Genomic DNA, 26,643 nt, shown 5'->3' with positions numbered 1-26,643 from the left:
CATCTAAGCCTGTCCCCATCTCTGGGGACAGGCTTTTTTAGATATTCGTGGCCGTTTTTCGACGTTCGGCCTCGTTTTTTCGACGTTCAGGCTCTCATTCTCGACGTCCGGGCTCTCTTTCTCGACGTCCGAGCTCTCTTTCTCGACGTCCAGCCTCTCTTTCTCGACATTCTGGCTCCCTTTCTCGACGTCCGGCCTCTCATTCTCGACGTTCTGGCTCTCTTTCTCGACTTCCGAGCTCGCTTTCTCGATGTCCAGCCTCTCTTTCTCGACGTTCAGCCTCTCTTTCTCGACGTCTGAGCTCTCTTTCTCGACGTCCGGTCTCTCTTTCTCGACGTCCGAGCTCTCTTTCTCAACGTCCACTCCCCACCACTCCAACTCGGTTGACATCCCAAGAAGATACCCGTAAAATAATTTAGTGAGTAAAAGCATAAAAGCATAAAAGTGTTAAAGTAAAATATTACATCTAAGACCTTCTTCACTACGAAAGGAATGCACGTTATGAATAAACAACCTAGCTTTCTACTAGCTCTGCTCCCACCAGCTGCCCTTATTGCAGCTGCTGCTTATTCCATTCCAAACGAACTAGGGATGTTTCTCCCTCTACTGATCGGCATTGCCGTAACTTGTATCGTTGGAATGGTTACTGGTTTCTCATGGGAAGAGCTACAAGAATATATGAAAACCGGAGTAGCAAGAGCTTTGCCTGCTATTTTTATATTATTTATTATAGGTACGATTGTAGGATCGTGGATGTTAAGCGGAACCATTCCTTCAATTATTTATTACGGATTAGAGTTTATCCAACCAAACTTGTTCCTTCCTACGATTGCATTAACAACAGGTATTGTTGCGATCACCCTTGGCAGTTCATTTACGGCTATGGCAACAGTCGGTGTCGCCTTCATGGCAATTGGTGCCGGAATGGGAATACCAGACCCATACATTGTGGGTGCCCTCGTTTCAGGGGCATTCTTCGGAGATAAGATCTCCCCTTTATCTGATACAACGAACATTGCCCCTGCAATGGTAGGGGTCAATCTCTTCGATCACGTACGCCATATGCTTTGGGATACAATTCCTGCATTTTTGATCAGTTTAATTCTTTTCTGGTTCCTTGGCTTAAATGCAAGTGGAGATGGTGCTCAATCTGAGAAAATCACTTCCATTATGGACGGACTAACGGACACTTTCACCATTCATCCTTTACTACTGACCCTCCCTGTAATCACGATCCTTCTAATTGTGAAGCGATTACCGGCGGTCCCTTCTCTTGTTATTGTGAGTGTTATTGGAGGAATGGCAGCCTTTTTCGTTCAAGGGAGCTCACTTGCTCAAATTATGGGGGCTATGACAGACGGCTTTGCCCCAAGCACAAGCTCAGAAACATTAAACGCACTGTTTGACCAAGGCGGAGGCATTACATCTATGCTACCAACGATCGGATTAATTATTGCAGCCACAGCACTTGGCGGAGTTCTTGAAGGAACAGGAATCTTCACAGTCCTTTTAAACCGAATTGTTCATACCATACAATCAACCGGATCGCTTGTGCTCAGAACCGTTCTCTCCACTCTCGTTGTCGCCTTTACGAGTGGAGAACAGTATCTTTCCGTCATTCTCCCATCCCGGGCTATGGCTGAAGCATACGAGAAACAGGGTATTCACCCGAAGAATTTATCTCGTACTGTTGAAGCTGCAGGTACAGTTGGAATTAACTTAGTACCTTGGGGAGTGACAGCTCTGTTCGTTAGTAACATTACAAACGTTAGCCCTTATAGCTTTATTCCATTTATTTTCTTTGCCTATCTCGTGATCGCGATTAACCTGTTTTACGGATATACAGGAATTTCTATTACTAAAGCAGAGGTTTCAGGTAAACAAGATGCGAATGAGCAGCAAAAAAGGGACAGGCTCCCTGTAGCACGATAATGTGCTACAGGGGTCTGTCCCCTTTTGTATAGTCTATTAATAATCCTGCAAATAGGTTTTCCATGTTTTCTTAATCATTTTCGTTAAGCCAAGTATAGCCAGAATGTTTGGAATGACCATTAATGCGTTGAACGTATCTGCCATTTCCCATACGAAATCGACTTGAACTAAAGCTCCTAACACAATACAAATCAATACGAGAGATCGGTAAAATGGGATCCCTTTATCTCCAAATAAGAACTTCACGTTCACTTCTCCGAAATAAGCCCATCCTAAGATAGTCGTAAAAGCAAAGAACAACAAACAGATTGCGATAAATGGTGTTCCAAATGAACCAAGACCTCTTGCAAATCCTTCTTGAGTAATGGCACTCGCTTCTAAACCGGACTTATGGGCATCAGTCAACAACACAACCATGGCTGTTAACGTACAAATAACCACTGTATCAATGAACACCCCAACCATCGCAACAAGACCTTGTTGAGCAGGGTGCTTCACATTTGCCACAGCATGAGCGTGAGGGGTGGAACCCATACCTGCTTCATTTGAGAATAAACCGCGCGCAATCCCATAGCGTACGGCTTCTTTAATGGTCGCCCCGAGCACACCGCCACCTGCTGCTTCTGGACTTATAGCAGACTGAACAATTAGTGTGAGCGTAGGAATCACCTGATCCCAATACATTGCCAGAATCACAAGACTCCCTATGATATATAAAAGGGCCATTACAGGAACGACATTCCCTGCGAAAGTAGAGATTCGGCTGATGCCACCAAAAAGAATCAAGCCTACAAAAAAGGCAATAAGCACACCAAGAATGACGTTAAAGAGTGTAGAATCATTCCCTACCGCTTCATTCATAGCGACTGTAATAGCATTCGACTGAACCATATTTCCGACAAATCCAAGCGCAAATACAATCGCAATAGCAAAGAATCCAGCTAAAAAGCGGCTGCCTAGACCATCTCTGATATAGTAAGCCGGACCTCCATGAACCTGATCTCCCTTTTTCACCTTATAAACTTGTGCCAGAACCGCCTCAGCAAAGATCGTTGCCATGCCAAAGAAAGAACTAATCCACATCCAGAAAATCGCCCCCGGACCCCCGGCAGCAATCGCCGTCGCGACACCAGCCAGGTTTCCTGTACCGACCTGTGCCGAGATAGAGGTCGCGAGTGCTTTAAACGAATTGATTCCATCCTCTTCTTGTTTCTTAAATAATGGCGCAAACGTACGCTTGAAACCTTCTCCTAAAAAACGAACCTGAATAAATCCAAGCTGGATCGTTAACCAAATGCCTGTTCCAAGCAAGAACAGGAGCATGACCGGTCCCCACAAGAAACTGTTGATCTGTTCAAATATAGTAGTTAGAAATTCCACAATGTATTCCTCTCGATCTCTTTTCATAATTCACGCATAATACCATAGAAGAGTATCGCACGTGGAAGCGTTTCACGGCAAGACATTTTCCACGGGAGATAGACAGTAATTTATGGGAGGTGGAATATGACGGGACGCACCTCATTTGTCACCCCCCTGAATGATAAGGACCAAAACAAAAAGAGGCCCCTATAAAGGCCTCTTTTATAATTGATCAAACGTTTGATCAAAAGAAAAACGGATAGTACAGACGTCCGATACCGAAGAATGGGAAGCGATATCTTCTGAAACGTCGGAAGCGCCTTGGGTAACCATAGCCACCGCCATACCACCCGTAGCCACCATATCCAAACTGACGTTCATCGGATGACTCTTCTTCTTCCTCTTCTCCCATCGGAACAAGCATATAGACGTTTTCTTTATCTACTTCATCAATAATCCCTTCATATTGAGAACCATCTTGCATTTCGATAATCACAAAGTAATGCATATGACTTTTCGCTTGATTTTGTTTATCTTTCATCGTCATGCCTTGATTGGACATCATACCGTTCCCTTGATTCATACCTTGCTGAGGCATCTGCATCCCGTTGCCTTGCCCCATCATACCTTGCTGAGGCATTTGCATCCCGTTGCCTTGCCCCATCATACCTTGCTGAGGCATTTGCATTCCATTTCCTTGCCCCATCATGCCCTGCTGAGGCATTTGCATTCCATTCCCTTGATCCATCATGCCTTGTTGTGGCATTTGCATTCCGTTGCCTTGATCCATCATGCCTTGTTGACCAGGCATTTGCATATAGTTTGGTTGATACACATTTATCTCCCCTTTATGTTTCTAAGTCGATGTTAGTGTATTCAACCGTTTGGGCAAATGTGACTCTTTTACTGTTCCTGACTCGTCATCTCAATACGATAGAGCTTATCATCATCAGGTTCTGGCGTCCCTCTTCCATCCGTATTATTCGTGACGAAATACATAGAATCGTCTTCAATAAGAAGGTCTCTGATCCGTCCGACTCCCTTTTTATAGATCTGTGAGGTACCCTTCTTCACATCAAATTGTCTGATTTGTTCTCCTCTAAGACCTGCCATATAAAGCTTCCCGTTATGATAGACCAGCCCTGATGGTGCCCACGTATCTTTCCCAGAATGAAAGAGCGGCTTCTCCATTCCAGCCTTTTGCTCATCTCCTCGAATAACAGGCCAGCCATAATTGGCTCCCGGTTTAATCAAGTTAATCTCATCATATGCTCTTGAGCCATGTTCCGCTGCATACATCGTTCCATCCTCAGCCCAAGCCAAACCTTGGGGATTTCGGTGCCCATAACTATAGACATAGGAGTTAGCAAATGGATTACTTTCAGGGATAGAACCGTCCATATTCATTCGCAGTATTTTACCCGCCAGGCTATTCCGGTCCTGTGCACTACTCTCATTCGCTGCATCCCCAGTCGTTATATAAAGAAGCTGATCAGGCCCAATCTCCAAACGCCCTCCGTTATGAATATTACTCCCAGGGATCCGGTCAATAAGAACGTTCTCTTCTTGCCAAGTCCCGTCGACAAGCTTAACCGTAAGAACTCGGTTAAACCGTCCCTGCGCTTCATACGTATGGTATAAAAAAGCCAACCCATTCTCCTTAAAATCAGGATGTAGCACAAAACCGAGGAGACCTCCCTCCCCTTGTTGGACCACCTTTTTATCCAATTGAAGAGGCATCTCTTTTTTCGTCCCATCTTCTTGGACATTCACAATCGTACCCCGACGTTCACTAATGTAAAAGGACTGCCCCACCTTGTTAATATCCCAAGGCACGTCAAGGTTTGAGGCAATCACTTCCCCTCTCTCCCCTTTATTATTTGAAACAGGTTCCCCTTCTTCTACTGGCTCACTCTCGTTACACGCAACTAATAAAAGCACTAATGCCATGGCCCATATGTACTTCACTCAAACCGACCCCTTTTACGTTTTATTACTATCACGATTCCCCATTAAGCATAGAAATAGACCCTTCAAACCTTCAAAGAAATGCTTTTAAATTGTGAGGGAGGCTTCACTCTTATTAGGGCGCATTGCTCATCAACCTGACCGAGAGCGTAAAAGAACAAAAAAACGACCAGAGTCTACCCTCTGATCGTTCTTCCTCATTCAATATCTACTCAAATGTTCCTTTCACCACAGCTTCTTTCTCTTCCACCATCAACTGTCCAAGGGCAAACACAGTGTCGACCTGAAGATCCTGATCGAGCAGAACAAGATCGGCATCTTTACCTTTCGTCAATTCCCCCTTATGAGAAAGTTTCAATATATGGGCTGGGTTTGCCGTCACTGTCCGAAGTGCTGTCTCAAGCTCCACACCTTCTTCTACCACAGCTTCTCTTACGGCTTTATAAAGAGTATCGACTTTCCCTAACTTCAGACCAATAAAGTCCCCTTTTTCATCGAAATCAGGTAGACTAGCTTGCCCATCTGAAGTAAACGTGATCTGCTCAATCGGGACACCAGCTTCTAACATTCTCTTAAGCGCCTGTCCACATTTCACTTCTCCCTCTTCAAGGAATTTCGGAATGGTGCTTGTCGTAAAATCAACATACCCACCTTTTAAAGCATACTGTATTCCTGCTTCAAACAACTGCGGATTCCGGTTCATGTGAGTTGGGTAGAATTGTTTAATTGGAATATCCGTTCCTTCGGCAATCTCCTCTAAAATCGCGACCCCATCAGCACTATCGCCAACATGAACATTCACAATACCAGCTTTTCCTGACAAGATCCCGCCAATCCTTGCTTGGGAGGCAATCTTCGCTAATTCTTCAACCGTAGGCTGAGAAGAACGGTGATCAGCTATGGCAATTTCGCCCGCCCCAATAATGAGATCAATTAAGATTAAATCATCTTCAATCTTCCCTGTTAAGGTCTTCACCGGTACTTGATAAGAGCCTGTGTGAGCGTAGCAACTAATCCCCTCTTCCCGGAGCCCTCTTGCCTTCGCAATGAGGTTCGTCATGGTCCGAGTCGTTCCATCTGTTCCTAACACACCCACTAACGTTGTCACCCCACTGAGTGTTGCATCTGTTAGCTGAAGTTCGGGCGTCCTAGTTTTATAACTTCCTTCTCCCCCACCTCCTGTAATATGGACGTGGGAATCAATAAATCCAGGAACAATTCGTTTTCCTGTAGCATCAATCACTTTCATATCTACAAAGTTATCTGGAACCGAAATCGAATCTTCAATCGCTCCGATCTTTTGATCGACAAGTAGAATGTCTTTCTTCCCGATATAGTTTGGTGCATATACGTCACCATTTTGAATGAGTGTTAACATAGTTTCTCACACCTTTCCTGCTGTCTCTTTATATAAAGTTAAGTAAAGATGCTCCTATAACAAATAAGGATCCTCCAATAAACAATCCAAGGAAGAATCTGATTACAAACTTAAACCAATGATACATGATATTCTTTGAGAATTCATCACGATTCATAGCCTCGCGCCGATAGAGTTTCTTTCGAATCGAACTGACCGGGACACGCTCCATCACACTGAGGGGGCGGGGAGGGGCTTGAGTCGCTCCACACGCAACTTGAGCCAAGAACTCCAAACTAGAGTCATTCATCCTAATCCTGAGTCAGTCTCCTCTAACTTGAGCTGTTATTTTGAATGCTTGAGCCAGTAACCGAAAAAGATGAGCCACACGCCTCCCGGTATGAGTCAATTCGCTGTAGCTTGAGTCGCAACACAAAAACTTGAGCCACTCCCCCAGCTCGAGCCACCACATCAAAAACTTGAGCCACTCCCCCCAGCTCGACCCACCACAACCTAAACTCGAGCCACTCCCTCAGCACAAGTCCACTCCACCACGCCCCTCTCATCAGACAAAAAAAGAACCCCCATAAGGAGGTTCTTTTTCAAGAAGAAAGAACGGGAAGTGTGATCACCACTGTAGTTCCAACGTTCACTTTGCTTCGGTATTGAATAGTGCCGCCTAGACTCTCAACGAACTTCGTGGTCACCATCATACCAAGGCCTGTCCCTTTTTCTTTCGTTGTGAAGAAGGGCTCACCAATTCGTTTAATTTGCTCGGATTCAATCCCTTTTCCGCTGTCCGTTATACAGACGACAACACAGTCAATCTCAGATCGGTACGTCCCCACCACGTTAAGGTCACCAGGACCATCGATGGCTTCAATTGCATTCTTTACGACATTAATAAAAATTTGCTTTAAACGTTTTGGATCTGAAGGCAGGTCAGGGATGGAAGCATCAAAGTCCGTCGTTACTCTCACGCCACCCTGACGACACTGAGCTCTGAAAAGGGCAAGAACATAATGAATAATATCTATAAGATTGATCTTTTCAAGCTCGACCTCTTGATCCGGTTTGGCTAAAAGCATAAATTCATTAACAATCGACTCAATACGTGATAACTCTGAAAACACAATATCTCCGTATTGACCACTCGTCTCACCTGACATCATCAGTTGCAAGAAGCCCTTGATGGATGTGAGAGGATTCTTAATTTCGTGCGCAATTCCGGCAGCTACGCGTGTAATCGTTTCAAACTGTTCAGAACGTGCAATGAGCTCGTCTTTTTCTTTGAGGTCTGTAATATCTTCATGAACACCTACAACCATGATTTTCTCAGCTTTTTCTAACGGATACCCTTTCGTACGAATCCACTTCCACACACCAGGTTCGAATTCAAAACGATACTCACAAGCTATCTTTTCAATACTCATTTGCCTGAGTGACTTAATAACACGGTCCCTGTCGCCTGCATGGATCCGGTCAAGCCAAGTACTATAGTCTTTCTCCACAGTAGGAATGGCGATGCCAAATATGGATTCAAAGGTCGGGCTCATGTATTCCCATGTTTGAAAGTTAGCAGATAACACCCAGAATGCTTCATTGATATTATCCGCAAGCAGAGAAAAGCGTTCTTCTGTCTCTTGAAGCGCATGAATGTATGTGTTCACCTCCGTGATATCTTGAATGAACACCGTTAATTCACGATTCGATGGATAAGCGGTAACATCGACCACCCTACCCCTTTCATAAATATAATCTTGAAATTTCACTACTTGATTTAGTTCAAATGCCTTCTCGTAATGAGTGAAATAATTATGATAGGTGCTCCGCGGGAACACCTCCCATAGATTATGATTACATAGCGTTTCAGAAGATCGTCCTAATATTTCCTCAAGAGTAGGGTTCACGTAGAGAATTTCCCAATCCCTACTAATGACAGCGAAGCCGTGAGGGATGTGTTCTACCACTTCTTTGAGACGGTTATAAACAATCGGACTAGCATTCGGTGAACCAAGCAAGTTCTCAATACTTTTAGAGTTTAGCGATTGATTCTTCATCTGATCATCAATTAAAGAGAGCCAGGTCATAAAATGATCCACAGACTGGGAGTTGGAAATTGTCCCAAGCTGACGCTCAAATTGATACCCCTGGTGGTCCGGCACGCTGGACGGAACTCGGCCTGAGATCATAATTCGATTAGCCGATGTTCTCTTCACGACCCCCTCTACAGGAAGACCCCCGGCGCCTGAAAGCAAAATGGATCTGGTTTCATCTTCATCAATTTCAAACAATTCCTGCTCCGTTTTCCCAAGCAAGGAGGCACACGTATCACGTTTCATGACAGAATGGTCTAAGCGAAACAGTTCCCTAAATCGTTCATTCACATGAACTTGATTTTGCTCCTCGTTCAATAAACAAAGCCAATTCCCCGATACATTAAACATTTCTAAGCACTCATCTATGAGAAAGTGCTCGTCAACTCTTTCTGTTTGAACCACACTCATCCCTCTCTTTTCCTTGCTCGCGTAGTTCTTACTCATTAGATACACGTATAATAGTACTCTCATCATATACTAAAAAAGTAAAAGTTTGTATAGATTCGAGGGTATTATCGGTTTTTCGTCATTGTTCGACATATCTACCAAAATAAAAACCGGCTAGAGGTGTGACCCTAGACGGTGTTTCAATTATGAAACGATCTCCAAAATTCCCCATTCTTATCGATGATCTCTGTAATTTGTTCAAACGGAATTTCAAATGTAGGAAAGCCAGCCACATACGGAGCAATTTCATAAGGAGCGTAATACACAAACAATGACGTTCCATTCACATAAAAAGGCTGGTCAGCGGCCACTTTCACATCCACATCATCAAAGTAATAGGAATCTTCTTGTGATTGGATTTGGTCGTTGACAATTTTCGTGAGTACCTCTGTATAAGGGCTGCCTTCTTTAAATAAATCAGCTAGTTGATAAAAGGTTCCCTCCACAAGGTTAATATTCGCATACACCTTAGTCGGCATAGGGTGGGCTGCTCCGAAGTAATATTGAGAGCCGTTTAACTCAATGACTACTAGGTCTTTATGAAAATATTCAACCGCAAAGTCGCCGAAATAGCTATAATCAAGCTTTTTATCTTTTGGGACATCTTTCACTTGCGATAAATCCCTTAACTTCTCATTAACGGCCTTCTGAATAGCACCGTCTTCCAATCCTCTAACCACTGGATAATAGACCAGGTAGTCGACGTTTGGCTTAAACTTCATCTTAAGAATTCGATATTGGTTGTTGAGACGAATAGTCCGTTTCGGTCTCCACACAACTTCACCTTCTTGTGTTAGATACAGAAGTTCATAATCAATCATCGCTTTAATAAGGGGGCCTTCTAAAGAAAGGGTCCCTTGACCAGGTAACACAGGTTTTCCTTGAGCGATGTTTCCTTTCCGATTGAGAAAGAAGGTATTCTCATTGTCGTGAGCTGAGGCCAATCCTTTCTCGTAATCTGTGACATTTTGATAGCGAAAGGGTGACAAAAGATCACCGTTTAGATTCGCAATAGCATAGTGACTCCCAAGATAAGTCTGTTCAGGAACAATAGCCTTCCCAACCGCAATTCGTTTCTCACCAAGACGATTTAGATCATCATAAATTGGCTTTATGATTTGCTTTCCTTTTTGGTCGATGAGGCCATAACGAAAGATATAGTCTTCAGCCACAGTCACGACGGCGCGCCCTTCTTTAAAAGCCTGCACATAATCGTAAGAAGGCTCTATAACCACACGCCCTCTTTCGTTAATGTACCCATACTTCCCTCCCCGGTCTTCTTGAAAAGCAAGTAACCCTTCTCCATAATTACCGACATACGGGTAATTGTACGTATAAAACGGGTTTCCATCACGATTAATTAATGCAAATTGATTTTCCTTCACCTGCACAACTGCCCGTGCATCTGTAAATGGATCAGCAGATAGATACTGAGCAGGAATGGCTTCTTCACCTTGGTTATTTAAATAGCCGTAATACGTCGTTCCGTCTTTCTCCAGACTAAAAAGGGCTAACCCATTTTGATAAGAACCGATATATGGATAGGGTCCAGGTGTCAGTATGGTCCCTTTTTCATTAATAACCTGAAATCCGTTATCTTTGTAAACCGTTGCCCGCCCTTCACTGAATTCCGTAACGGATTCATACAAAGGTTCAACCACATAGTCGCCCTTTGTGTCGATCACCCCACTGCGATTATCCACTTCCACAACCGCTAACCCATTCTTCTGAAAATCTCGCGCATACGAGTATTGAGGCTTAATCCGTATTGTCCCTTTACGGTCGATATATCCCCATTTCTCCCCGCTATCTGTTTGAACCAGCACTGGGAAACGCTTAATAGACATGCCCGTTCTACCTCCCTAAGCTAAACACGTTTACATTAGTTTATTCGTTTACTTGTGTAATGTGCCTAGGCAGTCGTAAAAGTTAGGTCATCATCATATAGTAAACAAAAAAGGAGGGATCACGATCGCAGATATTAAAGTAAGAGATAACGGACCCTTGTTCGTATCAGGGGAGTTCACGATTAAAGACGCCACCGGGCAAGAATATGTAACCAAGAAAGGCTGTTCCTTGTGCCGATGCGGATTATCGAACAATAAACCATTTTGTGACGGAACCCATAAAGGGGTATTTAAAGACGAATCCCGGGCCCCTAACCCCCCTTAAATCGGTCAGTTCTAAACACAAAAAAGCGGCCTATCTCGCATTCCGAGAAAGCCGCTTTTTCTATTCAAGATACCTCGCTTGCTTTAAACAAAGCATCAACCCGCTGAGCAAGTTCACTTATAAATCGATTCACATCTTCCGGGACGGTGTCCTGACTCTTCCAGTCTACTTCTCTGCTATTAATCATCTTAGGACGGCTTGATACAAATACCCAACCAACGTTCCCTTTCTTCACAAATGCCGTCCAGAGCCATTCTTCTCGCTCCCCAACACTAACGCCCACTAGTTTGTGTTCCGCTCTTCGATTCCCGCTACGCTCAATTCGTTTAAGCTGATGTTTCAAGTTTCCCACTCCCTGCTTTTTTCAACTAGTATGAACGACAGGGAGCTGAAACATACTACTGACTACATCTAATCTCGTTTATTGATTCGACTGAGAATAATAGACTTCTTCAAACGGTTGAACAATGACAAAGCCTTCTCCAGAGAATTTCATCTGAATCGACTCCCCGCTTCCACGGCCGAAGAAACTCTTTAACGTTACGTCCGTCTTAAATTCAGGCTGCAAATGCCCAGACCATGCGACAGTAGCATTTGGATCTGTCATGACAGGTTGATCTGGAGTAACTAAAAGCGTTAAAGGCTCATAATGAGATGTAATCGCCACAAGACCGCGACCTTCTAATCGAATATTAAAAAGCCCACCTGACATCATTCCGGCAACCTTTCTCATTAACTTGATGTCCCACTCAATCCCTGGTTCAAAAGCCAGAAGGTCATTGCCATTTACCGTAATGGCTTCATTGTTCAAGTGAAGAATCGTAATCTTCTTCCCTTGATCGGCTAAATATAGTTTTCCGTTTCCTTCTGCTTTCATAAGAGAAGCGCCTTCTCCTGAGAACGCCTTTTTAAACATCTTACCAATTCCGTGTTCAAGGATCCCTTCCCGTTCAAAACGAATTGATCCATTGTAGGAGATCATCGAACCCATCTTCGCCCACACATCTCCATTCAGATTCACTTCAAGCATACGAGGGGTCTCTAATTCAAAATAATCATTCTCTTCTTCATCTTGTTTCGTCTGGCGAATAAATTCATCAATAGAATAGTTGTTTTTCACCGGTAGCCCACTCCCTTTTCCATTTCTCTATTGTATAGATGGTGAAACTTCATTAGATTTAAAAAAAGCTGTCCCACCTTTTTTGTATGAGACAGCTTCACAAATTATGAATCGTATGATGTCTGGTCCTGGATACTGCCATCTTTCTTATGAATAATAACTTTCGTCCCCTTATTCTTGGCAATCTCCTTCGCTCGATCAATGGCTTCTTGCTTCTGGTCAAACACATCTGAAGGCTTCTTCGCCTGTTCCGTTTGAACCGCCCAACCTTCTTCATGAGCGACGACATGTTCACCTTTCTCGAGAAGTTCTGGGCGACTCTCGGACCGCTGTCCTTGATCGTCACGCTTCTTTAAATCCTGATCACTCATTTGTTTGACCTGATTAATCTCCTTCTCGGTCGCATTATCATACCATTCCTTCGCCTGTTCTGTTGCAATCGGAATGGCCCGATCCTCATCATACCCGTCATCTAACATCGCATTAGCTATATCAATCGCTTTCTTTCTTACAGGGGTTTCTAAATTCTTCAATGAACTTGGATAATCCTTCGTATCCCAAGGCATAACGCCCACCTCCAGTAACCTTTTTCTTACAGATTACCGCAATAAGAGGAACGATAAACCTATTTCGCTACCGGATAGTCTTGCACAAAACGCTTGGCCTCTTCCGGATCACTCGTTTCAAACACTAAAGCCTTCCAAGAAATCTCTGACTGCTTCACAACATGATCAGCCTTTTCGAAGAATAAATAGTACGGCTCTTCTTCCTTAGAATAGTTCGTGTGCGTGAGGAGTCCTTCCCACGTATCTTCAAAATGATCCCCGTGCCGATCCATCCGACATAAAAGATGCCCAGTTTCAAACCATGAATACTGATTAGATAGCTCCTCTAACGGTTGCACACAAGTATGAAACTGATCCTCATCTTCTGACTCCATAACGATATAGTTGCTTATAATAGGCATCTGCCCTTGTTCTTCAACCTCTTCTCTCTTTCGATCCGTACGAATAATCATGTACGCAAGGAAGATCGCCACAATCGCAAATAGTACGTAAATCATACCGGACCATCCCTCTCTTTAATGAAGTTCGTTACTCATTCTAGTATTTCCTCTTTACCTCAATCATTTACTTGTTTTTTAGATTTTAGAGATGTATCCATCTTCTACAATTATTTTTGTTAGTATTTTATCACGGAATCAGCCCAAAAAGAACGGCAAGAAAGTTTAGAATAAAGTCCGCCTCTGCTTGGCTTGTTTCCGTTCCTCCAAAATTCGGGCAAGGTGGTTCGGGAAATTGCGAGACTCCTGCGGCATAAGGAGCCTAGGGAAGACCCCACAGAGAGCGCAAGCGAACGAGGAGGCTTCCCAGCTCGCCGCGGAAAGCGAGTGATCTCCCGAACCACCTATACTCTGAACAAAGCAACGGAAACACTCCTCAATTTAGATCATATAAAAAAACTCGCTCATTTCCATTCGGAAATGAACGAGCTATGCTGCTTATTCATGGATAAGACGATACAACTTCCCAAGCTGGTCTTCAAACTCATCTACTGGAACAAAGCGAGCTTTACGGAACTGCTCTTTACCATCGGCATAAACCATCACCACAGGCACCGTAAAGATCGAAAACTCGCCTGCGATCTCTGGGATTTCATCTGCGTCAGCATGAACAGCTTCAACAGCTGGATATCGCTCTAGCACTTCATCAATCTGCGGCAAAAGAGCATGGCAAACGGAGCATCCTGGTCTTGAAATATATAAAAGATTTAAACCACTTTGTCCAATCGTTGAGTGAATCTCATCCATTGTGTGAACGTGTTTCATAGGTACACCACCTAGCTATAATCTGTTATTCGTATTGTACCACAGGGTGTCCCATCTTACTCCCTTATATGCTCATGGGGGTATTCGAATTTAAAGCGAAATAAGCTGTTGCGCACTCTTAGAGGTTTCATTGATATAAGCCCCGATTTTCTCACTGTCATCATTAAGACTTTCAATCGTTGCGCTCATTTCTTCCATACTTGCAGAAGCTTGCTCGATAATAGCAGCGAGTTCGCTCGTTGCTGCTTCGACCTGACGAGATCGATCTTCAACGTCTACGCTGATGCTGTTGCACTCATCCGTACGTTCCTTTACATGGCGTAACGAAGTTTGGATTCGTTCAAATGAAGAGACAACTTCATTCATGCTGCCTACACTTTCATCCAGTTTCTGACTCCCTGTTTTCATCTGATTCAGTGCTTGAGCGTTACTATCATTTAACTCTCCAAGGTTTGTGGTAATCTTTTTAGCGGACTGACCCGTTACTTCTGCTAGTTTGCGAATCTCCTCAGCTACTACGGAGAATCCTTTCCCAGCTTCTCCAGCTCTTGCGGCTTCAATAGAAGCATTTAGAGCAAGGAGGTTCGTCTGCTCTGTAATTTGCTGAATGTCTTCTGTAAACTGATTCGTTTCTTCAATTTTTCCTGTTAAAATATTAAACGTGTCATTAAGCATGTGAATAACATTCCGCAGCTCATTCATTTCCGTCTCAAGATGATAAATCCGTTCCTGCCCGCCATTAATTTCATCAGAAGCTTGATTCGTCTCTGATTGAAGAACGGTTAGGGATTCTTTCATTGTAGAAATAGTCGTCATTGTGCTTTGAGCATGGGCAGAGATATCGGTGATCTGCTCACTTTGACTTTGACCACCAGCTGAAACTTCCTGAACGGCTAGTTTCATTTCACCTTGTGCCTGAACGTTTTGCTGAACCTGATCATTCACACGAGAAATATTTTCGGCTATGAGCGTAGCCTCTTTTTCTAGCTTTTCTTTTTGTCTAGCTTGAAGCTCCCTTTCCTGCTCAGTAGAAGAAAGAATGGTTTCAAGTTTCTTAAATGTCTGACCAGCCAGATGGACCATTACCCCTAATATGACTCCCATTAGCACATAAATTAACACCATAGAGGAGAGTAGCGTGCCCATTAAATTAGCTTGCTCAGCATTTGACCAGGTATGACTGGCAATTAAAGCAATAAGACCAAGGCTATATCCTGTAGCAAATATTCTACGATCCAAGTGCACGGCAGAGAAAACAGCCAGGAAGAGAAGGATTAAGTCACCGGAAAGGGTCCCCCCTTCTACATAGATTAATAGACCATAGCCAATGATCGGCATACTTACTGCTATGTAAGCAAACATTCTCGGTTTATGTAAAATCCGTTGCAATCCAAACAACAAAATCCAGAACAAAGCTAGCTCCGTTCCGTAGATCGATGATCGAATAATCGTGCCCTCTTGTAAGGAAAGGGCTAGTGCTGACAACATTGCTATACTGTATGTAGATGTCATCAGTACGTTTTTCTTTTTCACGTCCAGTAAACGTAATTCTGAACCATTCATAATTAGGGTACCTCCAGAAGATGTCTTTTCTTTTTTTATCGACACATTCCTCTGTATACTTAAGATAAATGACAAAATTTGTAGTCTTCTTACATGTTATGGATTTTGAACCAGAAAGGACTTTCTCTACATGATTTCAAATGCACTAACGCTCATTCTACTCGCTCTCATTCTTTTAATTCTGATTTCCATCGTTACTCGCTCTTCTAAGAACGGCATCACGCCAACACCAACGAGCCCAAAAGTAAAGGAAGAAGTCACAGCAATCGTAAAGAACTATACCCCTACTACCATCGCTGACTTTGGGGCCGGCTGGGGGACGATGGCTTTCGCACTTGCGAAAGAATTCCCGCACACGGATATTTACGCCTATGAAACCTCACTGGTCCCCTACCTTTACATGAAAGGGATGGCAAAGCTTAAAGGATATTCAAATGTTAGGATTCTAAAAAAAGACTTCTTTACTGTTCGCGCGGGAGAATTTGATTTGATCTATTGTTACTTATTCACCGGAGCCATGAAACAACTGTCCCCTATGTTTGCTTCCTATAATGGGACCGTAATCTCAAACACGTTCGCCTTACCAAACACCGTGCCCACCGCCACCAAAAATGTAGCATCCTGGCTCGGCACAACTCCGATCTACATATATAAATAAAAAAGCGACCCCAAACGGAAAATCCATTTGGGGTCGCTTTACCTTCTTATGTAACCTGCCACCTCAAAGGATGGTTAAGTTCCCGCAGTCGTATCGATTGCGAGGTGGCATTGAAATTAAAATATCATAAGTGATGCAGAAATACAAGTTAGGCTGATTTAGCCGATTCCACAAGAAACGGAACCATTCTTCTGAAGATACTTTTGGTGATATTCTTCAGCATCGTAGAATTCGGAAACCTTATTCACTTCCGTTACAATTTCACTCTTGAAGAGTCCTTTATTATCCCATTCGCGAATCTTAGCTGCTGCAGTTTCTTCTTGATCTTCTGTAGCAAAGATGACGGAGCGATACTGATATCCTACGTCTTCTCCCTGACGATTTCGTTGAGTCGGATTATGACACTCGAAGAAATGGTCTACTAGTTCACTATAAGAAATCACTTCTGGATCAAATTCAACTCGAATCGCCTCTGCGTGCCCCGTACCTCCTGCTTTTACTTGTTGGTAAGAAGGGTTCACAACAGTACCTCCCATAAAGCCGACGCGTGTCGCAACTACGCCCTCAATACGTTCGAAATAAGCCTCTACTCCCCAAAAACATCCTGCTGCGAAAACTGCTGTTGCCATTCTCATCTCTTCCTTTCTTAAAACGACACTTCTTTCTTCGAGAGTACGATCACGGCCTCTTACATATAGAAGAGCCCTCTCTTTTTTATCCAAGAAAGGGCTCGTAAGTGTATATCCGTACGATCCTCTCATCTTCCAGGAATCAAGTTCCTGCAGGAATTGGCACCGTTCTCGTCAATGGTTACATTGACTTGATGGTTGCCGGGCATCAAAGGGCCAGTCCCTCCGCCTCTCTGGATAAGAAGTTTATCGCTATTTAATATTTTATGTTATCCCAAATCATACATGATCCCGTTAGTGAAGTAAAGTGATAAACACCTAATTTTTTCACATATTCTTAAACGTTAAAATTTTCTGATAACCTGTGATATGATATTCGTACTTGCTCCTTAAGGTGAGTATGTTCATTCATTTTGTATCCTCATTATATAAAAGGAAGCTTTCTTTTATGCCTGTATAGTTCAATTTAATAATGAGGGTTTTTTTTATTCAAGGGGGATCCCCTTTTATGCTTCCTAATCCAATAATTAAAGGAGTTTTTCAAAATGGTTAAAGCAATTTCAACGAACAAAGCACCAGAAGCAATTGGACCTTATTCTCAGGCAATTGACCTCGGTCAGATCGTATTTGTTTCCGGTCAAATCCCACTAAATCCAAGCACGATGGAAATCGTCTCTGATGACGTGAGCGAACAAACGACACAAGTTATGAAAAATGTTGGAGCGATCCTTGAAGAAGCAGGCCTAAACTATGCTCATATCGCTAAAGCCAATATTTATCTTGCTTCCATGGAAGACTTCCAAACAGTCAATGAGGTTTATGCAAGCTTTCTGCAAGAACCATACCCGGCTCGAGCAGCGATTGAAGTAAGCCGCCTCCCTAAAGATGTTAAAGTCGAAGTAGAAGTCGTTGCCCACCGCTCCGACGCATAACTTCGTATGAGCCTTTCTATTTGCTGAATTAAGATCATTACATGTGGTTGGGGCCGTTATTTCAACTTTTAATAAGGGGTGGCTGGGGAACGGGGAGACTCCTACGGGAGAAAGAGGTCGACGAGACCCCACAGAGAGCGCAAGCGAACGAGGAGGCTCGACAGCTCGCCCGTTTAAAGCGAGTCGTTCCCCAGCCACCCCAAACGCGCTCAACAAACGCAACGGCCCCCAAGCGCTCATAATAACAAAAAAGCCACCCTCGTCGGGTGGCTTTTTTGTTACCTTGCATTTTCGTCCATGTGGACAAATGGCAAGTCAGTATCGACCTCACCATAAATACGCGACACGTCAACGTCATTCCCTTCTAACCAATGAGCAAAGTCAAATTCTACTGGCTCTTTGTCTCCGCCAAGAGCAATCCAGGCGGTAAGGGTATTTGGAAAGTAAGCAGATGTATGGATCGTTCCTGCCCAGTTGCGATACTGCTTTGAGAATACACCTCGGTCAGAATCATTCATGAGGCGAAACGCTTCATATCCGCTAGTAATTCGCGTTTTTTCCTGATTGATAACATCCATACGACGCTCAGAATCTTTTAAGTAATTTCGATTCTCATCTTTCATGATTTCAAAATGGTTTGTACATACATTTGATTGGCGCACTTCAACACCCCGAGGAGAGGTTTCCACGACGAACGTTTCGCCTTTCCCGTCATAAACGATGTAACTAAAGGAGTGTCGATGAGGAATTTCTTGAAGCATGGCTACCGCTTCTTCCACGTTGGCACACGACTCAAGAATTAATCGACCAATCATACAACAAATAAAGCCATTCCCAGGATTTTTACGGTGCATAAAATTATATCCGATGGCCAGCCCCTTTTCATTAATACCATCCATTCGACCTGTTACACGCTGAGATGGACCAGCTATTGCGTAGCCTCCATCAGTTGGCTGATAGAAGACATAGCGACCTTCATACGTTTTCGGCTGGTAATCGTAGTTACGAATCATGTAGCCATCGCCTGTTACGATTGAGCAACCTGACTTCACATACTCAACCCGGTAACCACCAAACTCCATCATCACACGTTCCATGGTCCAACCAAGGGCATCCCTTAGCCCTAACAATTCATCCCAGACGCCAGGGGCAAACTTCTGAATCGCACGTTTCACTTCCTCTTCTTCAACAGTAAAACGCGGCTTACGGATCTTCCACTGCTTCTCCCTGTTTCGAATCGTGAGAGAATCTTTTAACAGCTCCCCTTGCTTATAGCCAAAGTCATAATGGGTCCCTCGGAATTGCAGTACTTCACTATAGATTTGTTTCAATGTAAAGCTCCCTTTCTAGATGGGCCTCTCCCTGATTAATCTTCATCTTTGATATCGGGATCTTCAGGAATCGGTTCATTTAAATACTCTTGGATATATTGGCGATACTTCTCCACCTGTTCAAAATGGGTCGTAAACTGATTTTGATTAATCAAATAGTGCTCTCCATCGAATAAAGCGCGTATGCGCCTCTCTCTGACAAGCTTTTCTATATACTCCACAGGTAACTCTAAATAGTCAGCTGTTTCTTGTATGGATAAATACATACCTTCACCTTCTACACTTCTGTTGTACGTTCAAATTACCAAACTCAGCATGAAAACACAATTATTCGATAAAAGGCTCGTTAAAGTTTTGTAGATTCGACACTAGTTTTGTCGAATCACCCATAAAGTCCTTACTCTTTTTGGTAGTTATGATACGTTTATGTTATCACGGTAATCGATCTAATTCTCACATGGCAATCATCATGCTTCTCTTCTAATGTTTCATCATTTATTGATTAAAAGGAGCGATTTTTTATGGAACTTGATCAATTAGAACGAGCTTCATCTACACAAGAAACGGATTTAGAAGAACAAACGAAACCATACTTAACAGCTTTAATTGGGTGGAGCCTCCCTGCTATAGAGGCTGCATCCAGATTGAATCGACCATTTGTTGTAGTTGGACCTCCTGACTTTGAAGCTTACGCGGAAAAACATGATATCGCCTTTGTCGGTTGGGACTTCCACAAACTCAATGAAGGATCTGACTTATTGTACAAAAAGTTACATGCACTTGGGGCTGAACTAGCGGTTCCATTATATGAAGAGTGTGTAGAATGGGCCGGTGCCCTGAACGCACGCTTCAGAGAAGAACCTCGCATTTTTAACCGTTCCCTTCTATTACGTGACAAAGGGATGATGAAACGGAAAGCGCAAATTGCTGGGATTAAGGTCGGTGTATTCGAAGAAGCACGCTCTATTGAAGACGTGAAATGGTTCTTAAGACGTGTGAACGAAGCGCTTCTTAAAATTGACGGCGATGTGTATGATCCAATCCATGTAAAACCTCTTGATAAAGCAGGTTCTGTCGGGCACCTAGCCATTAACACGATTGAAGATGTTGAGAAACTACAGGAGCAAGACTTCCCGTTATTGATGGAAAGCCATTTGGACGGGCAAGAGTTCTCGTGCGAAGCGTTTATTCATAAGGGCAAAGTCCGTTTCTTAAATATCACGGAATACATCCGGTTAGGCTACTCAAACTTCGTACCCGCTTCCCCTTCTTTAGAAGAGAAGCGTCCTCTAATTGAGAAGGCTGTCCAACAACTTGTTGATGCGTTCGAAATTGAATACGGCGTCATTCACCCAGAATATTTTATTATGCCAGACGGAACGCTTCATTTCGGCGAAGTGGCCGCTCGAGTTCCAGGGGGACACATCTTTGACTTAATTGAAAAGGCCTATGGATTTAGTGCCTATGAAGCTCAAATTCTATGCAGTGATCCAAATACAACAGACGAAGAATTAGAACTCTTCTTCCCTGATCCATCTAGTGCTGATGGCTATGCTGGGTGCCTAATGGTCCACCCTCACACGGACTACGTGGAGTCGTTAAACATTCCGGAAGAACTCGAAGAACACCCATACTTTGAGAAACATGATCTGTTCACCCCTGCTCAGGGAAAAGTTGCAGAGCGAATCGGCTTTGGTAACCATTACGGAACAATTTTCTTCCACGGAGAAGACAGCGAAGAAATGCGTCGATTACTACAGTTGTACGAAGAATATAATTTCTACCGTTAAGTTTCTAATGTAAAGGGAGAGTAGATATGGCTCAACGTACTGAAGATCTAGTCGAACGTTTCACCCATGCTTTACAAGCTTTAGAAACAGCTGCACCTTTTGCAAAATCACGATACCAAACCGACGTCTATCAAGAAGCGAACCGCCTTCTTCAAACAGAAGACGGGCTAGAGCAACTCTTTCATTTTGCTCATCAATTCGAAGAGATCGGCGTCTTCCAGGATGGCCCATGGGAAAAGGCTGAGAACCTTCAGCCCCCTCTTGTGTCCGGGTCTTTAAAGGCTAAAGGACTGCCAATGATTATAGAAATTCTAAGTGAATTACGAATGCTTGCCATAGCTAAGGGTGCCTTCACACATCCAAAGGTATCAGCTGAAATGGCAGAGGAGTTTTTAAATGAAGTATTAGCTTTGAATTTAAATCTCCTCTTCCCTGACGCCAGCGAAAGTGCACGAATTGAAAAGCATGAAAATGATGAACGAACAAGCGAAGTCTTTCAATTTATCGCAAGCTATTTGTCTACCAATGCATTAACGAAAACGCTCGTGTCTGAAATTACGAGAATTACAGCTCAGCGGCCAATCATGATTAAGCGTGTCGTGTCGATGATTCGAATGGGTAAAGAAATGCTGAAGTCAGACCTTGAATATGAGGAACGAGAATCGCTCCTGACTTATATTGAAGCGATTGAGGGGCCTTCCCCTCTAAGCAAACAATACAAAGACTTAAGCACTTACCGTAGTCGACTGCGTGAGTTGTCCCAGCAAGAATTGCGATCTGAGTGTGTTGCGATGGCCAACTCCATGAGAAAAACTGGCCTCACCTGCCCACATCACGCGACCCTTCTAAGAGTGCTTACGAAAAAGGTCCCTACCCTTATCCCGTATGCTCTTCAGCTGAACGGAAAAGGAAAGGCCAACCTAGAGGAACACCAGGATATGGTAACACAGCTAATTAAAGTGGCGATCTTTCCATCTACCTGTCAGTCCATCTACGGATTAGCTCTGATGCTTGAGCGCGGAGTCCTATCTTCCTCTCCGGTCATGCCTGGTTTAAGAAGGTTAATCGAATTGGATATCCTTCCAGATGTCCGAACCGCCCTTTTGAAAACCGTTCGAAACGGGGAAGGAATGACAGCAAATAGCATCCTGGTCGCCGGTGTCATCAGTGTTCTCGGGCAACCATTAGGAGTCGGGCAAGGGTTTAATCCCACATGCCAAGCCGCGCGCGGGATTAGTCTGTGGGCGCAGCACGCCCCAGGTGTATTGCTAGATTTAATCCCACGAGCAGCGCGGGATGGGGATATAGATTTCACATTCGAAGGCCTTCAGATCCACTCAAAAGATTTAAAAGGCGGCCTGGCCCCTGAGCTTCATACAGAACTTGATCCCGTTTCACTCGTCCTCGTGCCTCACCTGGATCGAATTTATAGTGAAATGATGACAAAAGTAGCTCTGCGCGGCGAAGATGGCCACCGTTGGGTCAATCCTGCATTTTATGGAAGCTGGGTATCGAAAGGATTCAGTACCGTTATTGACCCGCTTACAGGGTTTATCAATGATTTCTCAGGATTCGTACGCTTGTTTTACGCAACGCACCACCCTGATTACAACGATGATTACGAATTGATTTACCCAAATCCGGTTGGGATCTTTATCACCAATGTAAGGGGAAAATTACTCGGCTTCCATGCCGTTTCCATTATCCGAATTGCCAAAGACCAACAAGATCAATACCGGGTTTACTTTTATAACCCAAACAACGACAGCTCTCAAAACTGGGGCCAAAATATCGAACCAAGCGTCATGGGCAACGGTGAACAAGAAGGCGAATGCTCTCTACCCTTCCACGAATTCACCTCCCGCCTATACGCATTCCACTACAACCCATACGAACAAGGCGACGCCTACGCAGTCGAACCCCACCTCATCAACCAGGTCAAACAACTGGCAAAGGAGAGTTGGGGAGAGGACTATACTTGGGTTTAAGAAAAGCGCAGGCGACTGTTTAGCCCCGTACGCATAAGCAAGATGACGCAAGTTCGCGTAGCGGACTGGAGTTAGCTTGCTTATGACGCTAGGGGCTAGGAGCCGGAGCTGGACATCGTGAAAAGCGCTGGCCAGAATATCGACGTCTCAAAGTGTTTCTAGACGTCAGAGTCTCTTTTCTAGACATCACGCGACGCTTTCTCGACGTCAGGCTTTCTATTCTAGACGTCCTGCGATTCTTTCTCGACGTTAGCGTCTCTTTTCTAGACATCACACGACGCTTTCTCGACGTTAGTGTCTCTTTTCTAGACACCCCGCGACGCTTTCTCGACGTCAGTGTCTCTTTTCTAGACACCCCGCGACGCTTTCTCGTCGTCAGTGTCTCTTTTCTAGACATCACGCGACGCCTTCTAGCCGTCAGAATCGCAGTTCTAGACGTCCCAGCACTTTTTCTATCACCAACCTCAAAAAGCTGCCTTCCTAAAAGAAGGCAGCTTTTCTCTTTTCCTATCATATATAACTCTGTCGCTTCTCAAAGTAGTGGCGAATCCCGTTGCCTAGCAAATAAAATCCTACAACAAAAATGGTAATCGCTCCTGCTCCTGCGAAAGGAATCCAAACGCTTCCGAACACATCAGCGGTTGCTCGCTGGAAGAGCACCGGCCAGGCATTCGATGTATTTACGACCTTATATGCCGGTGTGGTCACAGATGGCAAAGCTTCAATCTTGTGACTAATAAACACTTGAATTAACCCAAGCTGCCCAATGACAAACATGACTCGACTAATATCTAACGAAACATTTACAGCCATATGAGGGAACAGTTGAGGGAAATAGTATCGCCTCAGCATTTGAAAAGAGGTATTCCCTGAAGTAATGGCCGTATCCATAAATGGCTTATAGGAGATCTCCTCCGTTTGCTTATACAATACATCACCCACTCTCCCTACTTCCACCACGGCCAAAATGATAATGAGCCAGGTTGTACGGTGGGGGGAGAAATACACATAAGGCAACATAAGGAAAAACAATACAATAAAAATCATCGGAACAAATGATAAAGTTTGATTTAAAAACTGCAACAAAGCTCGGACCGGACGATAATAGAAAGCCCCAAGCCCAAGAGGAATAGCTATACTATAGCGAATCAGCACGACAGACAAGACAACCGCCAACACTTCTTTCGTACCGACCACCAAGCGACTTAGTATATCTCTCCCATAGTGATCCGACCCTAGCCAATACTCACCAGATGGCGGGAATGGAGGAATTGTCATTTCTCCCTCCTCTGTGCGCATCATCCCTTTCGTTTCCACATTCTCATCGATAAATGGAAGGTATGGACCCAGAAAGGCGACAAACAGAAGGCCGACTAAAAAGATACACCCTGCTATTAGCTGTTTGTTCCATTTCACGAAGCCTCGCCTCCTCTTCGTAAAAGCTGATGAGCAGCTAGTTTGCTGAGGAGCTGGACTATTAGAACGATCCCTGTAAAGACGATGATATATTCGATCACAAGTGACGTATCTATGGATTGCGGGCTCCCGACTGTAAAGCTACCTCTGACGCGGAGGGCTTTATAGAACCTGTAAGCCGCTCCTCGATAAGATGTAATTAACTCAACGATAAATAAATTCGACAAAATATACAGCATAATCGTATTCAAATGACTCACAACTGCTAGCCAACAGTTACTGAGCATGTGTTTCCAAACTATTTTGAAACGGTTCGTCCCTTTGCTAAACGCGGTGCGTATGTAATCCTGCGTAGATTGTTGTTCCAAGCTCGAATACGTTAACCTAGCTATGTAAAAGGTCGGATAGATAGCCAGAAAAGTAATCCCAACCACTTTATTCGAAACAGCCTCACTTCCATATAAACTAATACGCGGAAGTCCATAATCCGCAAACGTAATGAGAGCCACCTGAATCATGAGTAACAAGAAAAAATCCGGTACGGAAAGAAAAAATACAGTCGCTTTTTCCCCCAATACATTAAACCGCCTCCGCTTCACGTAAAAATCATAGATTCCTTTTAGCACACCCAAAATCGAACTTATAATAAAACTCGGAACGATCAGCCATAAACTCTTCTTTAAATATCTCCAAACCTCATATTCTACCGAGTGAGTGTGAATGGTATCCCCTAAACTCTTATGTTCCCATGCATATTGAAGAAGTGTCGTCACATTTTGTCGGTATGCTTCCCAAGAGAAATCCGTAATCCCTTCCCTGTATTGTTCAGCCTGCTCTGTTCGGGATAGGTTACGGTCCACCTCCGGGTTCCCTCTCGGAATCAAGACCACGAGTATGAGCACAATCGTTACGAACAACCAAATGAAACACGTCTGGATCAACGTTCTCCCCAAATCTACGCCCCCCTCAAAAAATATTACACCCATACGATCATTCAACAATTTCTTCCAAAAAACCTTTTTTGTAGATAAAATCTCGTAAACTATGAATAAAAGGTAGAAAAATGAAAGAATTCGAAGCTATTTTAAATAAATCGGCTGTATTTTTAGCTCACCTTTAATTTTTCAGACTTTTCTATCAATTACTCCCTCAAACAGAAATTTAAATTTTCTGACGATTATGAGATACTGGTATACAGACTTATAAAATTTGGAAGGGGATGTCCATTAGGTGAAACGTTTATTTGCACTTTTTATCACAATTCTATCAATTGCTGTACTCGCAGCGTGTGGTAGCTCATCAGATTCAAACGGTGACTCTACAAATGGAGATAGCGGGGACAGCGGCGGCGATTCAGGAGAAAAAGAGACCTACACCGTTGCCACAGATGCAAACTTTAAGCCTTTTGAATATAAAGATCCAGACAGTGGAGAGATGAAAGGCTTTGATATTGATTTAATGAAGGCGATTGCGGATGAAGCTGGCTTTAACGTCGAATTTAAGTCCATGCAATTTGATGGACTGATTACAGGAATGCAGTCCGGACGTTACCCACTTGCTATTGCAGGGATCTCCATTACGGAAGAGCGAAAAGAAAGCATTGATTTCTCAGATCCATATTACGATTCTGGTTTAATTTTAATGGTTCAAAGTGATAACGATGAGATTAAATCGATTGATGATGTTGATGGAAAAGAAGTCGGCGTTAAGACAGGGACAACAAGTGAGGCATACTTAAAAGAAAATACAGATGCTAAAATCAAAGCCTTCCCTCAAATTATCAACGCATACATGGACGTTCGAAACGGTCGTGTAGATGCATCTTTATATGACAAGCCAAACGTTGAATTCTACATTAAAGAAAGCGGCAAAGATGAGCTAAAAACAGTTGGAGAAACGCTTCAAGGTGAGTCTTATGGTATTGCAATGGAGAAAGGATCTGACCTTGTAGAACCTGTAAATGAAGCACTCGCTACTCTAAAAGAAAACGGAAAATACGACGAAATCTATGAAGAATACTTCGGCAAAAAGCCAGAGTAATAGAACACTTA

26 protein-coding genes and 1 riboswitch are annotated in these 26,643 nt (G+C 43.6%); of the genes, 7 read left to right on the top strand and 19 right to left on the bottom strand.

Going from position 1 to position 26,643, the window contains the following annotated elements; all coding sequences use genetic code 11:
* Positions 1-3: 3 nt before the first annotated feature.
* Positions 4-363, bottom strand: coding sequence for a hypothetical protein (locus QNI29_RS02500; RefSeq protein WP_231419234.1), 360 nt, complete (start codon positions 361-363; stop codon positions 4-6).
* A gap of 138 nt (positions 364-501) precedes the next feature.
* On the opposite strand from QNI29_RS02500, the gene nhaC reads away from it, so the two are divergent.
* Positions 502-1,932: a Na+/H+ antiporter NhaC gene (gene nhaC, locus QNI29_RS02495; RefSeq protein ID WP_231419233.1), complete on the top strand. Its 1,431-nt coding sequence runs from the start codon at positions 502-504 to the stop codon at positions 1,930-1,932.
* A 36-nt stretch (positions 1,933-1,968) separates the two neighbouring features.
* Here nhaC and QNI29_RS02490 read toward each other — a convergent pair whose 3' ends face one another.
* The 7 genes from QNI29_RS02490 to QNI29_RS02460 all read right to left on the bottom strand — a co-directional run bounded on the left by QNI29_RS02490 (position 1,969) and on the right by QNI29_RS02460 (position 11,012).
* Positions 1,969-3,312, bottom strand: coding sequence for an alanine/glycine:cation symporter family protein (locus tag QNI29_RS02490; RefSeq protein ID WP_231419232.1), 1,344 nt, complete (start codon positions 3,310-3,312; stop codon positions 1,969-1,971).
* A gap of 226 nt (positions 3,313-3,538) precedes the next feature.
* Positions 3,539-4,129, bottom strand: a complete 591-nt coding sequence (locus QNI29_RS02485) for a hypothetical protein (protein WP_231419230.1) — start codon at positions 4,127-4,129, stop codon at positions 3,539-3,541.
* Positions 4,130-4,197: 68 nt separating this feature from the next.
* Positions 4,198-5,262: a PQQ-dependent sugar dehydrogenase gene (locus QNI29_RS02480; protein WP_231419229.1), complete on the bottom strand. Its 1,065-nt coding sequence runs from the start codon at positions 5,260-5,262 to the stop codon at positions 4,198-4,200.
* A gap of 208 nt (positions 5,263-5,470) precedes the next feature.
* Positions 5,471-6,640 carry a beta-aspartyl-peptidase gene (iadA, locus tag QNI29_RS02475; RefSeq protein ID WP_231419226.1) on the bottom strand — a complete coding sequence of 390 codons (1,170 nt, stop codon included), beginning with the start codon at positions 6,638-6,640 and terminating at the stop codon, positions 5,471-5,473.
* 28 nt (positions 6,641-6,668) lie between these two features.
* Positions 6,669-6,905, bottom strand: a complete 237-nt coding sequence (locus QNI29_RS02470; protein ID WP_284526733.1) for a hypothetical protein — start codon at positions 6,903-6,905, stop codon at positions 6,669-6,671.
* 316 nt (positions 6,906-7,221) lie between these two features.
* On the bottom strand, positions 7,222-9,162 hold the full coding sequence (locus QNI29_RS02465) for a PAS domain-containing sensor histidine kinase (protein ID WP_231419222.1): 1,941 nt from the start codon (positions 9,160-9,162) through the stop codon (positions 7,222-7,224).
* A gap of 143 nt (positions 9,163-9,305) precedes the next feature.
* Positions 9,306-11,012, bottom strand: a complete 1,707-nt coding sequence (locus QNI29_RS02460; protein WP_231419220.1) for a WG repeat-containing protein — start codon at positions 11,010-11,012, stop codon at positions 9,306-9,308.
* A gap of 157 nt (positions 11,013-11,169) precedes the next feature.
* Here QNI29_RS02460 and QNI29_RS02455 point away from each other — a divergent pair, with 157 nt between their 5' ends.
* Entirely contained in the window at positions 11,170-11,337 is a 168-nt protein-coding gene (locus QNI29_RS02455; protein ID WP_255688781.1) for a CDGSH iron-sulfur domain-containing protein, read from the top strand.
* A gap of 64 nt (positions 11,338-11,401) precedes the next feature.
* On the opposite strand, the gene QNI29_RS02450 is transcribed toward QNI29_RS02455, so the two are convergent.
* The 6 genes from QNI29_RS02450 to QNI29_RS02425 all read right to left on the bottom strand — a co-directional run bounded on the left by QNI29_RS02450 (position 11,402) and on the right by QNI29_RS02425 (position 15,848).
* Positions 11,402-11,680 carry a hypothetical protein gene (locus tag QNI29_RS02450; protein WP_231419218.1) on the bottom strand — a complete coding sequence of 93 codons (279 nt, stop codon included), beginning with the start codon at positions 11,678-11,680 and terminating at the stop codon, positions 11,402-11,404.
* Between the two features lie 78 nt (positions 11,681-11,758).
* On the bottom strand, positions 11,759-12,457 hold the full coding sequence (locus QNI29_RS02445; RefSeq protein WP_231419217.1) for an AIM24 family protein: 699 nt from the start codon (positions 12,455-12,457) through the stop codon (positions 11,759-11,761).
* A 104-nt stretch (positions 12,458-12,561) separates the two neighbouring features.
* The gene (locus QNI29_RS02440) at positions 12,562-13,023 is read right to left on the bottom strand and encodes a DUF2188 domain-containing protein (protein WP_231419215.1); all 462 of its coding nucleotides are present in this window, start codon (positions 13,021-13,023) and stop codon (positions 12,562-12,564) included.
* Between the two features lie 59 nt (positions 13,024-13,082).
* Positions 13,083-13,520: a hypothetical protein gene (locus QNI29_RS02435; protein WP_231419213.1), complete on the bottom strand. Its 438-nt coding sequence runs from the start codon at positions 13,518-13,520 to the stop codon at positions 13,083-13,085.
* 438 nt (positions 13,521-13,958) lie between these two features.
* A complete protein-coding gene (locus QNI29_RS02430; protein WP_231419211.1) occupies positions 13,959-14,285 on the bottom strand; it encodes a thioredoxin family protein in 327 nt (108 codons plus the stop codon).
* A gap of 90 nt (positions 14,286-14,375) precedes the next feature.
* Positions 14,376-15,848 (bottom strand): methyl-accepting chemotaxis protein, encoded by a 1,473-nt coding sequence (locus QNI29_RS02425; protein ID WP_231419209.1) that lies wholly within the window; start codon positions 15,846-15,848, stop codon positions 14,376-14,378.
* Between the two features lie 130 nt (positions 15,849-15,978).
* On the opposite strand from QNI29_RS02425, the gene QNI29_RS02420 reads away from it, so the two are divergent.
* Entirely contained in the window at positions 15,979-16,506 is a 528-nt protein-coding gene (locus QNI29_RS02420) for a methyltransferase (RefSeq protein ID WP_231419208.1), read from the top strand.
* Between the two features lie 158 nt (positions 16,507-16,664).
* On the opposite strand, the gene msrA is transcribed toward QNI29_RS02420, so the two are convergent.
* Entirely contained in the window at positions 16,665-17,135 is a 471-nt protein-coding gene (msrA, locus tag QNI29_RS02415) for a peptide-methionine (S)-S-oxide reductase MsrA (protein ID WP_231419206.1), read from the bottom strand.
* Positions 17,136-17,260: 125 nt separating this feature from the next.
* A riboswitch (SAM riboswitch) is annotated at positions 17,261-17,379 on the bottom strand.
* A gap of 301 nt (positions 17,380-17,680) precedes the next feature.
* On the opposite strand from msrA, the gene QNI29_RS02410 reads away from it, so the two are divergent.
* Positions 17,681-18,067 (top strand): Rid family detoxifying hydrolase, encoded by a 387-nt coding sequence (locus QNI29_RS02410; RefSeq protein ID WP_231419205.1) that lies wholly within the window; start codon positions 17,681-17,683, stop codon positions 18,065-18,067.
* Between the two features lie 278 nt (positions 18,068-18,345).
* Here QNI29_RS02410 and QNI29_RS02405 read toward each other — a convergent pair whose 3' ends face one another.
* Positions 18,346-19,398 (bottom strand): C45 family autoproteolytic acyltransferase/hydrolase, encoded by a 1,053-nt coding sequence (locus QNI29_RS02405; protein WP_231419197.1) that lies wholly within the window; start codon positions 19,396-19,398, stop codon positions 18,346-18,348.
* Between the two features lie 35 nt (positions 19,399-19,433).
* Positions 19,434-19,664, bottom strand: coding sequence for an excisionase family DNA-binding protein (locus QNI29_RS02400; protein ID WP_231419196.1), 231 nt, complete (start codon positions 19,662-19,664; stop codon positions 19,434-19,436).
* A gap of 255 nt (positions 19,665-19,919) precedes the next feature.
* Between QNI29_RS02400 and QNI29_RS02395 the strand changes: the two genes are divergently transcribed.
* Both QNI29_RS02395 and QNI29_RS02390 read left to right on the top strand, forming a co-directional pair.
* Positions 19,920-21,188, top strand: coding sequence for an ATP-grasp domain-containing protein (locus tag QNI29_RS02395; RefSeq protein WP_231419195.1), 1,269 nt, complete (start codon positions 19,920-19,922; stop codon positions 21,186-21,188).
* Positions 21,189-21,214: 26 nt separating this feature from the next.
* Entirely contained in the window at positions 21,215-23,176 is a 1,962-nt protein-coding gene (locus QNI29_RS02390; protein WP_231419194.1) for a hypothetical protein, read from the top strand.
* Between the two features lie 510 nt (positions 23,177-23,686).
* Here QNI29_RS02390 and QNI29_RS02385 read toward each other — a convergent pair.
* Together QNI29_RS02385 and QNI29_RS02380 are read right to left on the bottom strand one after the other, a co-directional pair.
* Positions 23,687-24,592, bottom strand: coding sequence for an ABC transporter permease subunit (locus QNI29_RS02385; RefSeq protein ID WP_231419193.1), 906 nt, complete (start codon positions 24,590-24,592; stop codon positions 23,687-23,689).
* On the bottom strand, positions 24,589-25,545 hold the full coding sequence (locus QNI29_RS02380) for an ABC transporter permease subunit (protein WP_231419191.1): 957 nt from the start codon (positions 25,543-25,545) through the stop codon (positions 24,589-24,591). Before QNI29_RS02380 ends, QNI29_RS02385 begins: the two co-directional genes overlap by 4 nt.
* Before the next feature lie 277 nt (positions 25,546-25,822).
* On the opposite strand from QNI29_RS02380, the gene QNI29_RS02375 reads away from it, so the two are divergent.
* The gene (locus QNI29_RS02375; protein ID WP_231419190.1) at positions 25,823-26,632 is read left to right on the top strand and encodes a glutamine ABC transporter substrate-binding protein; all 810 of its coding nucleotides are present in this window, start codon (positions 25,823-25,825) and stop codon (positions 26,630-26,632) included.
* Positions 26,633-26,643 lie beyond the last annotated feature (11 nt).

Source organism: Pontibacillus chungwhensis (assembly GCF_030166655.1).
Taxonomy (GTDB): Bacteria; Bacillota; Bacilli; order Bacillales; family BH030062; genus Pontibacillus.
This window is presented reverse-complemented; position numbering and strand designations above follow the sequence as displayed.

What these genes read in the sequence shown, in the direction of transcription:
- nhaC (WP_231419233.1), top strand. Translation starts at nt 502, where the DNA reads ATGAATAAACAACCTAGCTTTCTACTAGCTCTGCTCCCACCAGCTGCC.
- iadA (WP_231419226.1), bottom strand. Translation starts at nt 6,640, where the DNA reads ATGTTAACACTCATTCAAAATGGTGACGTATATGCACCAAACTATATC.
- QNI29_RS02465 (WP_231419222.1), bottom strand. Translation starts at nt 9,162, where the DNA reads ATGAGTAAGAACTACGCGAGCAAGGAAAAGAGAGGGATGAGTGTGGTT.
- QNI29_RS02460 (WP_231419220.1), bottom strand. Translation starts at nt 11,012, where the DNA reads ATGTCTATTAAGCGTTTCCCAGTGCTGGTTCAAACAGATAGCGGGGAG.
- QNI29_RS02440 (WP_231419215.1), bottom strand. Translation starts at nt 13,023, where the DNA reads ATGCCTTGGGATACGAAGGATTATCCAAGTTCATTGAAGAATTTAGAA.
- QNI29_RS02435 (WP_231419213.1), bottom strand. Translation starts at nt 13,520, where the DNA reads ATGATTTACGTACTATTTGCGATTGTGGCGATCTTCCTTGCGTACATG.
- QNI29_RS02430 (WP_231419211.1), bottom strand. Translation starts at nt 14,285, where the DNA reads ATGAAACACGTTCACACAATGGATGAGATTCACTCAACGATTGGACAA.
- QNI29_RS02425 (WP_231419209.1), bottom strand. Translation starts at nt 15,848, where the DNA reads ATGAATGGTTCAGAATTACGTTTACTGGACGTGAAAAAGAAAAACGTA.
- QNI29_RS02420 (WP_231419208.1), top strand. Translation starts at nt 15,979, where the DNA reads ATGATTTCAAATGCACTAACGCTCATTCTACTCGCTCTCATTCTTTTA.
- msrA (WP_231419206.1), bottom strand. Translation starts at nt 17,135, where the DNA reads ATGGCAACAGCAGTTTTCGCAGCAGGATGTTTTTGGGGAGTAGAGGCT.
- QNI29_RS02410 (WP_231419205.1), top strand. Translation starts at nt 17,681, where the DNA reads ATGGTTAAAGCAATTTCAACGAACAAAGCACCAGAAGCAATTGGACCT.
- QNI29_RS02400 (WP_231419196.1), bottom strand. Translation starts at nt 19,664, where the DNA reads ATGTATTTATCCATACAAGAAACAGCTGACTATTTAGAGTTACCTGTG.
- QNI29_RS02395 (WP_231419195.1), top strand. Translation starts at nt 19,920, where the DNA reads ATGGAACTTGATCAATTAGAACGAGCTTCATCTACACAAGAAACGGAT.
- QNI29_RS02390 (WP_231419194.1), top strand. Translation starts at nt 21,215, where the DNA reads ATGGCTCAACGTACTGAAGATCTAGTCGAACGTTTCACCCATGCTTTA.